We start from the raw sequence: 13,945 nt of genomic DNA, 5'->3' as shown, positions 1-13,945 counted from the left end.
CCGCCCCCGCCCCCCCCGCGCGGGGGCGGGGCCGCCCCCCAACCCCCCCCCCCCCCGCCGCCCCCCCACTACGCTTCTTCCCTCTTTCCCTGGCTGCGCCAACGGGAGGGTGCAAAACATTGCCGATTCCGGCAACTCACCCGCCGAACCCGGCCTCCATGACCTGTGGCCCAGCCCGCCGCGTTGGCCTGCTGCTACGCTTGTCCGGTTCCCTTTCACCGGTGCCGAATGATGCCCAAGCTGCTGCCCCTGTCCCTGCTGTTGTTGACCGCTTTCGGCAACGCCCATGCCGCGCCCACGCCGATCACCATCGAGCAGGCAATGGCCAACCCGGACTGGATCGGGCCGCCGGTGGAATCGGCCTGGTGGTCGTGGAACGGCCAGCAGGTCGAATACACCCTCAAGCGCCAGGGCAGCGCGGTGCGCGACAGCTTCCGCCTGCCGCTGGCCGGCGGGGTCGCCCAGCAGGTAGCCGACGACCAGCGCGGCACCCTCGATGCCGCCGATCGCGTCTACGACAGCAGCCGCCAGCGCATGGCCTTCGTCCGCAATGGCGACGTGTTCGTGCGCGATCTGCGCAACGGCGCACTGACCCAGTTGACCCGCAGCAACGAGCGCGCCGGTGGCGTCAATTTCGCCAGCGATGGCGGCGTGATCTGGGAAGTGGGCAACAACTGGTTCCACTGGAATCCGCGCAACAACATCACCAGCCAGGTCGCCCAACTGAAGGCCGACAAGAACCCGGCTGACGCCCCTAAGGCCGACGTGCTGCGCGACCAGCAGATGCGCACCCTGTCCACACTGCGCACCGATCGCGCCCAGCGCGAAGAACTGCGCGAGCAGGGCGAGCGTTGGCGCCAGGCTGACCCGACCCGCGCACCGGCACCGATTTTCCTCGGCGCCGATGTCGAGATCGTCGACAGCGCGCTGTCGCCCGATGCACGCCACCTGATCGTGGTGACCAAGCCCAAGGGCTACGACGAAGGCCGCGGCGGCAAGATGCCGCTGTACGTGACCGAGTCCGGTTACGAAGAGGCTGAAGACACCCGCACCCGCGTTGGCCGCAACAATCCCGAGCCACACACGTTCTGGCTGGCCGATGCGGCTACCGGCAAGGTCGAGCAGCTGTCGCTGGACAACCTGCCCGGCATCGGCACCGATCCGCTGGCCGAACTGCGCCGCAAGGCCGGCAAGGACGCGCTCAAGGGCAATCGTCCGCTGGAACTGATGAGCGAGTTCATGGGCGGCGGCATCCGCTGGAACGCCGATGGCAGCCAGGCCGCACTGATGCTGCGCGCCAACGACAACAAGGACCGCTGGATCGCCACCACCAGTGCCAGCAACGCACGCCTGGAAAGCCGTCACCGGCTGACCGACGGCGGCTGGATCAACTGGGGTTTCAACGATTACGGCTGGATGCCGGACGGCCGCACCCTGTGGCTGCTGTCCGAAGAATCCGGTTACTCGCACCTGTACACGCAGAGCGGCAGCAGCAAGCCCAAGGCGATCACCTCCGGCAACTGGGAGACCTCGGCACCGGTGGTCAGCGCCGACGGCAACAGCTTCTACTTCGTCTGCAACCAGAAGTGGCCGGGCGACTATGAAGTCTGCAACGTCAACGTCAACGGTGGTGCCGTGCGTGAAGTGACCGCGCTGGATGGCGTGGAAGATTTCAGCCTGTCGCCGGATGGCCAGCAGCTGCTGGTGCGTTACTCCGCGGTCTATCTGCCGGCCCAGGTCGCGGTGCTGCCGGTCAGCGGTGGCGAAGCGCGCAAACTGACCGACACCCGCAGCGCCGAGTTCAAGGCCCGCGAATGGGTGCAACCGCAGATGGTGCAGGTGCCATCCAAGCACGGCGCCGGCCATGTCTGGGCCAAGTACTACGGCCCGGAAAAGCTCGAACCGGGCAAGCAATACCCGATCGCCATGTTCGTGCACGGCGCCGGCTACCTGCAGAACGTGCATGCGCGTTATCCCACCTACTTCCGCGAGCAGATGTTCCACAACCTGCTGGTGCAGAAGGGTTACATCGTGCTGGACATGGATTACCGCGGTAGCGAAGGCTATGGCCGCGACTGGCGCACCGCCATCTACCGCAACATGGGCCATCCGGAGTTGAATGATTACCTGGACGGCCTGGATTGGCTGGTGGAAACCAAGCAGGGTGATCGCGCCCATGCCGGCATCTACGGCGGTTCCTACGGCGGCTTCATGACCTATATGGCGCTGTTCCGCTCGCCGGGCACCTTCAAGGCCGGTGCTGCGCTGCGTCCGGTCGGTGATTGGCATCAGTACAACCACGCCTACACCGCAAACATCCTCAACACCCCGGACATCGATCCGGAGGCTTACCGCATCTCCTCGCCGATCGAGTATGCCGAAGGCCTGCAGGACAACCTGCTGATCGCGCACGGCATGATGGATGACAACGTGTTCTTCCAGGACTCGATCAACATGAGCCAGAAGCTGATCGAGCTGCACAAGGACAACTGGTCGATCGCGCCCTACCCGCTGGAACGCCACAGCTATACGCGTGCCGACTCCTGGCTGGACCAGTACAAGCGCATCCTCAAGTTGTTCGAGCAGGAACTGAAGTAAGCATCAACAAGGGCGCCGCGAGGCGCCCTTGTTGTTTGTGGGTGCGGCCTTGCTCCCTCCCTTTGGCGCAGCCAAGGGGAGGGCCGGGGAGAGGTGCTCTTGATCCTGCTCCTGCCCCCGCAGCGCCCACCATCACCCAAGCCTCCAGTACCATTCCCGCACGGAGCCCTACCCGCTGGAAGCAGATGTCAGTCACCGAAAACCCCATCCGCATCGTCACCGCCGTCATCCTCGATCCGCAGCAACGCGTGCTGGTCGTGCGCAAACACGGCTCGGATACCTTCATCCAGCCCGGCGGCAAGCGCGAGCCCGGTGAGGACGCATTGCAGACTCTGGCACGCGAGCTGCACGAAGAGCTCGGCGTGCACATCGACAGCAGCACCGCAGTCGCGCTGGGCAGCTTCGAGGACGCCGCGGTCAACGAACCCGGCCGCCGCGTGCAGGGCGAGTCCTTCCTGGTCAGCATCAGCGGTGCACCTCAGGTACAGGCTGAAATTGCCGAACTGGCGTGGATACCGCTGCAGTCGCCGCACGGTGTGAAACTGGCACCACTGAGTGCGCTGCATGTATTGCCTGCAGCGTATGCCGCGCTCTTCCCCGCTGCGAAAGCTGGCTGATCCCAGCATTGTTCCATCCACATATCTGTAGCGAGCCATCGTGAATCCGCCCCAGCTCCCACCCACTCCAGCCACGCCCTCCGCAGCGGCCTCGTTCATTGCCGTCACCGCCAAACTGTCACTGCTGATGTCTGCAATGGCCATTGTCTGGAGCCTGCTGCAGGTGCTGCTGGTGACCCTGATGAGCCGCCTGGACATCATCAGCGTGATGCAGAACGAAGGCCTGCCGGTAACGCCGGGCATGCTTTGGCTCGGTGAACACGCACTCTCGCTGAGCGTACTGGGCCTGCTGTTGTCGATCGCGTTCCTCGCGGTGTCGTGGGCCTTGCTCAAGCACCGCGAATGGGGCCGAGTCGGCTTCATCGTCTTTCTGGTGCTGGTGGCGGTGGCCAACTTCGCCTTCCTGCCGCTGATAATCAGGATGTTTGAAGGCATGCAGGCGATGGTGCCTGCCGAGTTCCTCAATTCACCACAAGGTCTGGAAATGCGCGTGCAACTGCGCGTCGGCCTGTGGACTTCGCTGATCACCGGCGGTGTAGCAGCAGTGGCATTGGCCGTGCTGCATGCGTGGCTGGTGATCAAGCTGCGTCGCCCCGACGTTCGCGCCCTGTTTCGTTGAGTCCCCCGGAGTTTGCATGTCCGTCCCACGTTACCTCTCCGCCCTCGCCAGCGGCCTGCTCGCACTGAGCGCGCTGCCGGCTGCCGCCGCCACTTTGAGCTGCGGCAGCTATACCGCCGAAGAGGGCTCGGCCCGCTTCGTCGTCGAAAGCAACAGCCAGGCGTCGATGCGCTATGAAGGCCTGGCGCCCACCCAGTACGTGATCCGCCAGCAGGGCAACACCCTGCACGCCGCCGACGTATCCAATGGCTTCAGCACCGAATACAGCCTCAGCCGCGACGGCAAGCGCATCACCGGCAGCCTTGGCGACTACGTGCTTGATGCTGCCAGCAGCTGCAAGACCGCGCCCACGCCTGCCGCGAACAGCTGCCGTGCCGATATCGACAGCTGCATCGACAACGCCAGCTCGGCGACGCCGCAGCAGTTGAGCCAGTGGTGCCAGGAAGATCTGCCGTTCGCCTGCGAACGCCTGCTGTCCAGCTACCGCGATGAAGCCCAGGCCGCACAACAGGCGGCAACCCCTGATCCGGATCTGGAAGAACCTGCGGTCTGCAAGGAAGGCAACCCGCAGTACAACGAAGCGGCTTGTCTGGCAGCAGCCAAGGAAGTGCTGGGCATCGCCATGGCCAAGGCGCTGGCCGGCGCGCTGAGCAGCAACACCGTGGTCCTGCCCGAGCCGCGTTTGAACGAGTTGTTGCAGCTGTGCCGCAGCCATCCGGACGCAGGCTTCTGCAGCGAGGTCGCCGATGCACACTGGGATGCCGGGCGTTACCTGCCCGCGCGCGACGCCCTGCAGCTGGCCTGCAAGGCTGGTGCCGACGAGATGACCTGCAAGCGCGCGCAAAGCCTGGCCGTGCTGAGCGCTGCCGACCTTGAAGTCGGCCCCGCCAGCAGCCTGCCTTGCGGCGACTACAAGGCCAGCACCGGGCTGATGGACGAGCTCGGTTTCGGCAACGATGGTCTGGTCACGATGGGCATGGGCAGCGAACTGCGCGCACGCCTGCAGGATGGCGCCATCCACATCCGCCACGACAAGGGCGGCGACTTCGTGCTCAAGCCGCTGCGCAACGGCGGTCTGCTCGGCATCGACAGTTGGAACCGCTATGCCGTCTACCAGCGCACCGGCGGCAGCAGCCAGTGCAGCGCGCCCAAGGTGTTCGTCGAACTGCCGCTGCCGCAGGATTGCCCGCTGGGCAGCGACCCGCAGGCCTGCTGCGACAGCGGCAAGCTGCAGGGCTGCAACGCCCTCGGCCACCGCCATGCACTGGCCGGCGACTGGCAGGCCGCTGCGCCGTCCTACCAGAAACTGTGCCAGGCCGGCGTCCGCGTTGGCTGCGAAAACCTGCGCACCGTCTACGAAAACACCGGTGATGAAGACATCCCGGGCAAGCTGCTGTCGATCTGCAAGCGCGACGGCAAGGGCACCCACGTGGCCTGCGATGTCTACGAGACCACCAACTGGGCAATGGCCGGCTTGGGTGCACAGCTGATGCGTGCCGCCGAAGACCTCGACAACGAAGAAGAGACAGAAACGCCGCCGGCACCCAGCAAGGGCAAATCGCTGCGCAAGTAAGGCTCAAGGCGCAGGCCGCAGCAGCGGCCTGCGCTACAGTACGCACATGAACGAATTCGACCGCGTACGCGACTATCTGACCGACCTGCAAGACCGCATCTGCGCCGCCATCGAGCAGGCCGACGGCCAGGCCCGTTTCAACGAAGACCGCTGGCAGCGCGCCGAAGGCGGCGGTGGCCGCACCCGCATCCTGCGCGATGGCGCGGTGTTCGAGCAGGCCGGCATCGGCTTCTCCGACGTCGCCGGCACCCGCCTGCCACCCTCCGCCTCGGCCAACCGCCCGGAGCTCGCAGGAGCGTCCTGGCGCGCCTGTGGCGTGTCGCTGGTGTTCCACCCCAGCAACCCCTACCTCCCGACCACCCACGCCAACGTGCGCTACTTCCAGGCCGAACTGGATGGCAAGACGGTGGCGGCCTGGTTCGGCGGCGGCTTCGACCTGACCCCGTTCTACCCGTTCGACGAAGACGTGCAGCATTGGCACACGGTTGCCCGTGAGCTGTGTGCGCCTTACGGCACTGACCGCTATGCCGCCCACAAGCGCTGGTGCGATGAGTATTTCTTCCTCAAGCACCGCAATGAAACGCGCGGTGTAGGTGGCCTGTTCTTCGACGACCTGCACGGCGACTTCGAAACCGACTTCAGTTACATGCAGGCGGTTGGCGACGGCTTCCTCGATGCCTACCTGCCCATCGTCGAACGCCGCAAGGACACGCCGTATGGCGAACGCGAACGCGAGTTCCAGCTATACCGTCGTGGTCGCTACGTCGAGTTCAATCTGGTCTACGACCGCGGCACCTTGTTCGGCCTGCAGAGTGGCGGCCGCAGCGAGAGCATCCTGATGAGCCTGCCACCGCGCGTGCGCTGGGAGTACGGCTACACCCCGGACACCGGAAGCGACGAAGCGCGCCTGGCCGAGTACCTGGTCCCACGCGATTGGCTGTAAAACCGTAGTGCCGAGCCATGCTCGGCAGGGGCTTTACAAGCAGCCTTGTAGGAGAGGCGTAAGCCGCGAAGCCGACAGCAATGAAATTGCAGCAATGCCTGCAATCGGATGGATCACGAGCTTCGCCGCGTACGCCGCTCCCACAAGTTCGAATTCCTGGCAAGGCTTCTGCCGAGCATGGCTCGGCGCTACATTTTGTCCTTCTTGAGGATGATGGTGATGTGGCCGTTGGTTTCCAGTAACGCCAGGTCTACTTCATCCACGTCGTCGCAACCTGCGTCGCGCATCGCCTTGGCGAAATCGGCCTTGCTCACCAGCTCGCGCCGCAGCACCTTCTGCAGCACATGGCCGTGACGCGCGAGTACCACCGGCTCACCTTCGATCATCCGCTCCACGGCCGGGCTGCGGGTGGTTATCCAGCCCACGAAGTAGTTCAAGCTGATCAGCGTCAGCGCCAGCAACAGGCCGCCGCCCAATGACGTATCCGGCCCCAGCAAGGCGTTCTGCACGGCATTGCCCAACAACACCAGCAACAACATGTCGAACGGGGTGAACTGGCCCAGCGTGCGCTTGCCTGCCAACCGCACCATCACCAGCACCACGACATAGACAATCACCGCGCGCAGGATGAATTCCCACCACGGCATCGCCAGCGCAAAAAGATCGGACATGATTCCCCTCCATCACTCGATGACGCCATCCTCGGCCATCGCGGATAAAGATGATGCGAGCAGTCCGGCGGCATCAACGCCTGCCGGAATTGTTTCATTCGCCCAAAAAAGAAGCCCCGCCGACCAGGGGGGGGTCGACGGGGCCGGGGAGCGGGCATTTGGGGAGGAATCCCCGCTCCGAGATCTGCTCCAGGGGATGGGAGAGATCCGCGACAGACGTTGCGTCTGTCGCGGACTATATGAGCATTCCCAACCTTGATGGATCGTGAAGATTCTGTCGTTCTCTCAAGAGAATTAAGGACAGATTCATCTGCCGAATATCAGAGATATTTAATAAATGCGCTGTAACGCGACGCATTGTTTCATTTACTAAAACTTTCTAGTTAAGAAACTAGAAAATCAATGAGCTTCGTCCCAATTTTCCCCGATTCCGGTATCGACTACCAAGGGCACACGCAGGCTCGCGGCCGCTGCCATCCGTTGCTCAACTTCGGCACGCAAGGTGTCGATGAATGCGATGTCCGCCTCGAACACCAGTTCATCGTGCACCTGCAGGATCATCTTGGCCTTGTCACTGTGCCCCTGCAGCCAACCGTCCACGCTGACCATCGCGCGCTTGATGATGTCCGCCGCAGTGCCCTGCATTGGTGCGTTGATGGCAGCGCGCTCGGCGCCGGCACGCAGGCCCTGGTTGCGGGCGTTGATGTCGTTCAAGTACAGCCTGCGACCAAACAGGGTCTCCACATAACCCTGCTCACGCGCCTGCACGCGCATGCGCTCCATGAAGTCGCGCACCGCCGGATAGCGGCTGAAATACAGCGCCACATAATCCTGCGCCTGGCCACGGTCGATGCCGAGGTTCTTGGCCAGACCAAACGCACTCATGCCGTACATCAGGCCGAAGTTGATCGCCTTGGCCGCGCGGCGCTCGTTCGGCGTCACTTCGTCCAGCGCGCGACCAAACACTTCGGCGGCGGTGGCGCGATGCACGTCGGCACCTTGCTCGAACGCACGCACCAGCCCCGGGTCTTCGGACAGATGCGCCATGATCCGAAGTTCGATCTGCGAGTAATCGCAGGCCATCAGCTTGCGCCCCGGAGGTGCGACAAAGGCCTGACGGATGCGCCGGCCATCGTCGGTGCGTACCGGGATGTTCTGCAGGTTGGGGTCGGACGAGGACAGCCGCCCAGTCGCTGCACCTGACTGGTGATAACTGGTGTGCACGCGGCCGGTATCCGGGTTGACCATCTCCGGCAGCTTGTCGGTATAGGTGCTGCGCAGCTTGGCCAGCCCACGGTACTCCAGGATTATCCGCGGCAGCTCATGCTGCTCGGCAATCGCCTCCAGCGCCTCTTCGTTGGTGCTGGGCTGGCCCTTGGGGGTCTTCACCAGCGCCGGCAAGCCGAGCTCGTCGAACAGCACAGCCTGCAGCTGTTTGGGCGAATCCAGATTGAAGGTGTGGCCCGCCAGCTCGGTGGCCTTCTGCTGTGCGGCCAGCATGCGCGCGGACAGATCGCTGCTCTGCCGCTTCAGTTCGGCCGCATCGATGCGTACGCCGTTGGCTTCGATACGTGCCAGCACCGGCACCAGCGGCATTTCGATATCGCGATACACGCTCTCCAACGACGGCACCGCCGCCAGCTGCGGGCCCAATACGCGGTGAAGGCGCAAGGTGATGTCAGCGTCCTCAGCGGCGTAGGCGCCGGCCTCGTCGATGCCGACCTGGGCGAAGGAAATCTGCTTCGCGCCCTTGCCCGCCACTTCCTCGAACTTGGTGGTGGTGTAGCCGAGGTAGCGCTGCGCCAACGAGTCCATGTCATGGCGGGTGGCGGTGGAGTTGAGCACGAAGCTTTCCAGCATGGTGTCGTCGGCATAACCCTGCACGTCGACGCCGTGGCGGCGCAGCACATGGATGTCGTACTTGCCATGCTGGCCGAGCTTCTTCTTGCTGGCGTCCTCCAGCAGCGGCTTGAGCGCATCCAGCACCTGCTGCATCGGCAGCTGCGCCGGCGCACCCGGATAGATATGGCCGACCGGGATATACGCACCCTTGCCAACCTCTACCGCCAGGCTGATGCCGACCAGGTTGGCGCGCATCGCATCCAGCGCATCGGTTTCGGTATCGAAGGCGAATTCGTCGGCGGCCTGCAGACGTTCCACCCAGGCCTGCAATTGTTCGCTGGTGAATACCGTTTCGTATTCACCCTTTTGCGCCATCGCAGGATCAAGGCCAACAACCGGCTCACTATCTGCTGCCTTGGCGTAACCGGCGGCAGTGCCGCGCAGGCTGGGCTTGCTGTCGGCACCGACGTCCGGCGCGGCTACCCCGCCCAGCTCGCGCAGCGCCTGGGTGAAGCCGTAGCGCGCGTACAGGCCGCGCAGCGACTCCACGTCCTGCTCGCGCAGCTGCAGGTCGCGCGGACCCTGTTCCAGCGGCACGTCGGTGCGGATGGTGACCAGATCGCGGTTCAACGGCAGGCGCGGCAGCGCGGCGCGCAGGTTTTCGCCGATCTTGCCCTTCATGCTCGGGGCGGCGGCGATCACGCCATCCAGATCGTTGTACTCGGCCAGCCACTTGGCGGCGGTCTTGGGCCCGCACTTCTCCACGCCCGGCACGTTGTCGACGGTGTCGCCCATCAAGGCAAGGTAGTCGACGATCTGCTCGGCATGCACGCCGAATTTTTCCATCACTGCCGCGTCCGAATCGGTGCGGCTGCCGGTCATGGTATTGACCAGCGCCACGCCCGGGCGCACCAACTGGGCAAAATCCTTGTCGCCGGTGGAGATGGTGACATCCAGCCCATCCGCAGCGGCGGCCAGCGCCAGCGTGCCGATCACGTCATCGGCTTCGACGCCGTCAACGCGCAGGATGTCGATGCCCAGCGCCTGCACGATGTCGCACATCGGCTGCACCTGCGAACGCAGGTCGTCGGGCATCGGCGGACGGTTGGCCTTGTACTCGGCATACATGTCGTCGCGGAAGGTCTTGCCCGGCGCATCGACCACGAAGGCGACGTACTCCGGCTTCTCTTTCAGCGTGGAACGCAGCATGTTGACCACGCCAAACAGCGCGCCGGTCGGCTCGCCATTGGCGTTGGTCAGTGGCGGGAGCGCGTGGAACGCGCGGTACAGGTAACTGGAACCGTCTATAAGGACTAATCTGCTCATGCGCTGATTCTACGCGGCGGGCCGTTGTCGCATGTGGACAGGCATAATCGGACCATTCCCACCGAAGGAAGCACCACCATGAAATCCTTGCTGCTGATCCCCCTGCTGGCCCTGGCCGGCTGCGCCACCCTCGGCGATGGCTCGCCACCGGTAGATGTCAAAGGCGCGGATGTCACCCGCAAGGCGATGGACAACGGCGACACCATCGAGGAATACCGCGTCGGCGGCACCCTGCGCATGGTCAAGGTGACCCCGGCCCGTGGCGCCCCGTTCTACATGTACGACCGCGATGGCGACGGCCGCATGGACAGCGACAAGGACGGCACCAAGCCGGTGTATTGGAAGCTGTATAGCTGGTGAGCTTGCTCCCTCCCTTGCGTGCGCAGCACGGAGGGGAGGGTTGGGGAGGGGTGCCTTTGGCGGCCAAGCCTGAAGACCAACAGGCCAATTCCCCCGGCAGAACAAAGCCCTCGATCGAGGGCTTTGTTGATTCTGGTAACTGGCTTCTTTTGGGGCCGCAGCGGAAAGCACCCCTCCCCAGCCCTCCCCTTTGCCTTCGGCAAAAGGGAGGGGGCAAAAGCCCTCTATCGAGGGCTTTGTTGATTCTGGGTTCTGGTTTCTTTGGGGCCACGGCGAGAAGCCCCCCTCCCCAGCCCTCCCCTGCGCTGCGCGAAAGGGAGGGGGCTCAAAGCCCTCAGCGGATCACCAGCACCGGTACCGTGCTGCGGGCCAGCACTTCGGAGGTCTGGCTGCCCAGCAGGACCCGGGTGACGCCACGGCGGCCGTGCGAGGTCATCACCACCAGGTCGCTGTTGCAGGCCTTGGCGGTGTCGATGATGCCGTCGGCGGCGTAGCGGTCCAGCACGTGGTGGGTCTGCACGTCGGCCACATCGGCCGCATGGGCTGCCTCCAGCGCCGGCTGCAGGATCTTCTGCGCGGCTTCCTCTCGGTCTTTCTTGTACTCCGGGCTGGCCTCGTAGCCGGCACTCCAGCCCATGGCATCGTACATGCCCACCGCCCACGGCTCGGAGACGGTGACGATGTCGGCATGTGCGCCCAACTGGGCGGCCAGCTCCAGACCCTTGGCCAGGCCCTTGGCGGAAAGCTCGGAACCGTCGGTGGCGATCAGGATGCGCTTGTACATGGCAGTTCTCCTTGCAGGAAAGGGTGGTGGTGACACCATTGCACACCCGATGTTGCCCCCATGCCTTGCGCAAGATCAAACCGGGCCGATCAGGCGCTGACCCATACCTCCCAGTGTGGTCCGCGTTGCTGCCAGTCGAATTCCACCGGCAGGAACTTCTCGATCAGCCGCGCATTGCTGCGCAGATGGTCGCTGAGCGTGGCGGTGGTGAAGCGGCCGCCGCCGGCCAGCGCCATCGGCAGCAGCAACTGGTCGGACAGGTGCTCGCCCACGCAGGCACCGCCATCCAGGTAGGCCTGCACGGTATCGGCCAGCCGGCCTGCCACGTCCTCGGCAGCCAGCCCGCGCTCGCCGTGGCTGTCGAAATGTTCCACATGCATGTCATGGCGCAGCGTCATCGAGGCCACATTACCCGGACCCAAGGCCGGCCGCACCACCTGCACATGCCGCGGATGCGCGTCCACGCCAAACCGCCGCGCCAGTGCATCCAACTCACGCTGGCCGATGGCGGCGGGCAGTCCCGACACCAGCACCTGCGCCTCCAGCGCCTGCAAGGGCCCGCGCACGCTGAACTCCTGCGGCAGCAGTTGCGGGCAAGCATGCACCGTCGCCTCCAGCGCGCCGCCGCCGGCCGGATGGAAGCCCGGGGTATGCAACTGCAACTCCGCCTGCACGCCCATCCGCGCCAGCGCTGGTAGATAGGCGCTGCTGATGAAGTCAGCACTCGGCGCCATCGGATTATGTGTACCGCCTTCCAGACGCACACGCGACGGCGCTGCTGCCTGCCATAAGGCGGGCAGCACGGTCTGCAACACCAGCGTGGCCGAGCCAGCACTGCCGATGGCGAAGTGATAATCACCGGCATGCACGGCGCTCGGCACGAAGCGCAGCGTGGTCGCACCCAGGGCTGCGCCTTCTACTTGTGCATTGCTGATCTGCGCCGCGGCGTTGACCGCGGTCAGATGCTGACGCATCAGTCCCGGCCGTGAACGCTTGGCGCGAATGTCCTGCATGGCAAAGCCTATCCCGGTGCACAGGCTCAAACTCAGCGCAGAGCGCAGCAGTTGCCCGCCGCCCTGGGTTCCATCTATCTCAATCATTTCCATTGTCTTGCCTTCCTTTGGCGCCCCACCGCAGTGGAGCGCCATGTTGCCCTATCCCTTCACACATACCACCTGACGCAAGGTATGCATGATCTCAACCAGATCGCGCTGCGCCTCCATCACCGCCTCGATCGACTTGTAGGCGGCCGGTGACTCATCCACCACCTCGGCGTCCTTGCGGCATTCCACATGCGCGGTGGCCTTGATGTGGTCATCCACGCTGATCAGCTTGCGCGCCTTGGTACGGCTCATTACACGGCCGGCACCGTGGCTGCAGCTGTGGAAGCTGTCCTCGTTGCCCAGCCCGCGCACGATGAAGCTCTTGGCGCCCATGCTGCCCGGAATGATGCCCATCTCGCCCTTGCGCGCACTCACCGCCCCCTTACGCGTCACCAGCACATCCTTGCCGAAGTGGTGCTCGCGATTGACGTAGTTGTGGTGACAGTTGACCGCCTCGGCCTGGGCCTCGAACGGCTTGCTGATCACGGTACGTGCGGCCGCAACCACATTGCGCATCATCACCTCGCGGTTGATACGGGCGAAACGCTGTGCCCAGTCCACCGCGAACACGTAGTCACCGTAGTGCGCGCTGCCCTCCGGCAGATAGGCAAGATCCTGGTCCGGCAGGTTGATCATCCAACGACGCATTTCCTGCTTGGCCAGCTCGATGAAGTAGGTGCCGATGGCGTTGCCAACGCCACGCGAACCGGAGTGCAGCATGAACCACACGCGCTGCTCTTCATCCAGACACACCTCGACGAAGTGGTTGCCGGTACCCAGCGTTCCCAGATGCTTGAGGTTGTTGGTGTTCTTCAGCTTTGGATGACGCTCGCAGATCAAGGCGAAGTCGGCCGCAAGCTGCGACCAGCCTTCCACCGCCAGCTCCGGCGGCGTATCCCAGCTGCCCTTGTCACGGCTGCCACGGGTCACGCTGCGACCGTGCGGCACTGCGCGTTCAATCGCGCTGCGCAGGGCGGACAGATTGTCCGGCAGGTCGCTGGCGGTCAGCGTGGTACGGGTGGCGATCATGCCGCAGCCGATATCCACACCGACTGCAGCAGGAATGATGGCGCCGATGGTTGGCACTACCGAACCCACGGTTGCGCCCTTGCCAAGATGCACGTCAGGCATCACCGCCACCCATTGATGGATGAAGGGCAGGCGCGCGATGTTCTTCAGCTGCTCGCGGGCTTCGTCCTCCAGTGGCACGCCGCGCGTCCACAGCTTGATCGGTGCCGCACCCGGCTCCTGGATCACGTTGTAATTGGTGTCGTTCATTGATGGCTTTCCTGTCATCTTCAAATCCAAAGGTGCGGTGACAAAGGGCGGTGGAACTGACCGCAACACCAAATATGTGTCTGGCGTTGCGGCCGGGAGTCGAACCCGACCCCGTAGGGCTGCCTTTGTAGTTCCACCTGCATTCACCGCATGAAACATCTAAAAAGGTGCCGGCCTGCACGACGAGGTTTGAAGGAACATCCTGCTCTACCTGACTGAGCTACCGCTGCG

11 protein-coding genes are annotated in these 13,945 nt (G+C 64.2%); 6 read left to right on the top strand and 5 right to left on the bottom strand.

Annotated elements, in window-relative coordinates; genetic code table 11:
* Window positions 1-231 precede the first annotated feature (231 nt).
* The 5 genes from ACVOLR_RS06965 to hemF all read left to right on the top strand — a co-directional run bounded on the left by ACVOLR_RS06965 (window position 232) and on the right by hemF (window position 6,350).
* Complete coding sequence (locus tag ACVOLR_RS06965) at window positions 232-2,598, top strand: S9 family peptidase (RefSeq protein WP_481535794.1); 2,367 nt, start codon at window positions 232-234, stop codon at window positions 2,596-2,598.
* 185 nt (window positions 2,599-2,783) lie between these two features.
* Window positions 2,784-3,215 carry an NUDIX hydrolase gene (locus tag ACVOLR_RS06960; RefSeq protein WP_481535793.1) on the top strand — a complete coding sequence of 144 codons (432 nt, stop codon included), beginning with the start codon at window positions 2,784-2,786 and terminating at the stop codon, window positions 3,213-3,215.
* Window positions 3,216-3,255: 40 nt separating this feature from the next.
* Window positions 3,256-3,834 (top strand): hypothetical protein, encoded by a 579-nt coding sequence (locus ACVOLR_RS06955; protein WP_481535792.1) that lies wholly within the window; start codon window positions 3,256-3,258, stop codon window positions 3,832-3,834.
* 16 nt (window positions 3,835-3,850) lie between these two features.
* Entirely contained in the window at window positions 3,851-5,407 is a 1,557-nt protein-coding gene (locus tag ACVOLR_RS06950; protein WP_481535791.1) for a hypothetical protein, read from the top strand.
* 46 nt (window positions 5,408-5,453) lie between these two features.
* Window positions 5,454-6,350 carry an oxygen-dependent coproporphyrinogen oxidase gene (gene hemF, locus ACVOLR_RS06945; protein WP_481535790.1) on the top strand — a complete coding sequence of 299 codons (897 nt, stop codon included), beginning with the start codon at window positions 5,454-5,456 and terminating at the stop codon, window positions 6,348-6,350.
* 188 nt (window positions 6,351-6,538) lie between these two features.
* On the opposite strand, the gene ACVOLR_RS06940 is transcribed toward hemF, so the two are convergent.
* The gene (locus tag ACVOLR_RS06940) at window positions 6,539-7,021 is read right to left on the bottom strand and encodes a DUF421 domain-containing protein (RefSeq protein ID WP_481535789.1); all 483 of its coding nucleotides are present in this window, start codon (window positions 7,019-7,021) and stop codon (window positions 6,539-6,541) included.
* 399 nt (window positions 7,022-7,420) lie between these two features.
* A complete protein-coding gene (gene polA / locus ACVOLR_RS06935) occupies window positions 7,421-10,189 on the bottom strand; it encodes a DNA polymerase I (protein WP_481535788.1) in 2,769 nt (922 codons plus the stop codon).
* Window positions 10,190-10,267: 78 nt separating this feature from the next.
* On the opposite strand from polA, the gene ACVOLR_RS06930 reads away from it, so the two are divergent.
* Entirely contained in the window at window positions 10,268-10,549 is a 282-nt protein-coding gene (locus ACVOLR_RS06930) for a DUF2782 domain-containing protein (RefSeq protein ID WP_481530445.1), read from the top strand.
* A 334-nt stretch (window positions 10,550-10,883) separates the two neighbouring features.
* Here the strand turns inward: ACVOLR_RS06930 and ACVOLR_RS06925 are convergent, their stop codons facing one another.
* The 3 genes from ACVOLR_RS06925 to ACVOLR_RS06915 all read right to left on the bottom strand — a co-directional run bounded on the left by ACVOLR_RS06925 (window position 10,884) and on the right by ACVOLR_RS06915 (window position 13,714).
* Window positions 10,884-11,333, bottom strand: a complete 450-nt coding sequence (locus ACVOLR_RS06925; RefSeq protein WP_481510418.1) for a universal stress protein — start codon at window positions 11,331-11,333, stop codon at window positions 10,884-10,886.
* Between the two features lie 89 nt (window positions 11,334-11,422).
* On the bottom strand, window positions 11,423-12,439 hold the full coding sequence (rtcA, locus tag ACVOLR_RS06920; RefSeq protein WP_481535787.1) for an RNA 3'-terminal phosphate cyclase: 1,017 nt from the start codon (window positions 12,437-12,439) through the stop codon (window positions 11,423-11,425).
* Window positions 12,440-12,487: 48 nt separating this feature from the next.
* On the bottom strand, window positions 12,488-13,714 hold the full coding sequence (locus ACVOLR_RS06915; protein WP_481535786.1) for an RtcB family protein: 1,227 nt from the start codon (window positions 13,712-13,714) through the stop codon (window positions 12,488-12,490).
* Window positions 13,715-13,945 lie beyond the last annotated feature (231 nt).

Source organism: Stenotrophomonas sp. STEN030 (assembly GCF_056759995.1).
This window is presented reverse-complemented; position numbering and strand designations above follow the sequence as displayed.

Excerpts from the sequence above, each read along its gene's own strand:
- ACVOLR_RS06965 (WP_481535794.1), top strand. The coding sequence starts at position 232 with ATGCCCAAGCTGCTGCCCCTGTCCCTGCTGTTGTTGACCGCTTTCGGC.
- ACVOLR_RS06960 (WP_481535793.1), top strand. The coding sequence starts at position 2,784 with ATGTCAGTCACCGAAAACCCCATCCGCATCGTCACCGCCGTCATCCTC.
- ACVOLR_RS06950 (WP_481535791.1), top strand. The coding sequence starts at position 3,851 with ATGTCCGTCCCACGTTACCTCTCCGCCCTCGCCAGCGGCCTGCTCGCA.
- hemF (WP_481535790.1), top strand. The coding sequence starts at position 5,454 with ATGAACGAATTCGACCGCGTACGCGACTATCTGACCGACCTGCAAGAC.
- ACVOLR_RS06940 (WP_481535789.1), bottom strand. The coding sequence starts at position 7,021 with ATGTCCGATCTTTTTGCGCTGGCGATGCCGTGGTGGGAATTCATCCTG.
- polA (WP_481535788.1), bottom strand. The coding sequence starts at position 10,189 with ATGAGCAGATTAGTCCTTATAGACGGTTCCAGTTACCTGTACCGCGCG.
- ACVOLR_RS06930 (WP_481530445.1), top strand. The coding sequence starts at position 10,268 with ATGAAATCCTTGCTGCTGATCCCCCTGCTGGCCCTGGCCGGCTGCGCC.
- ACVOLR_RS06925 (WP_481510418.1), bottom strand. The coding sequence starts at position 11,333 with ATGTACAAGCGCATCCTGATCGCCACCGACGGTTCCGAGCTTTCCGCC.
- rtcA (WP_481535787.1), bottom strand. The coding sequence starts at position 12,439 with ATGGAAATGATTGAGATAGATGGAACCCAGGGCGGCGGGCAACTGCTG.
- ACVOLR_RS06915 (WP_481535786.1), bottom strand. The coding sequence starts at position 13,714 with ATGAACGACACCAATTACAACGTGATCCAGGAGCCGGGTGCGGCACCG.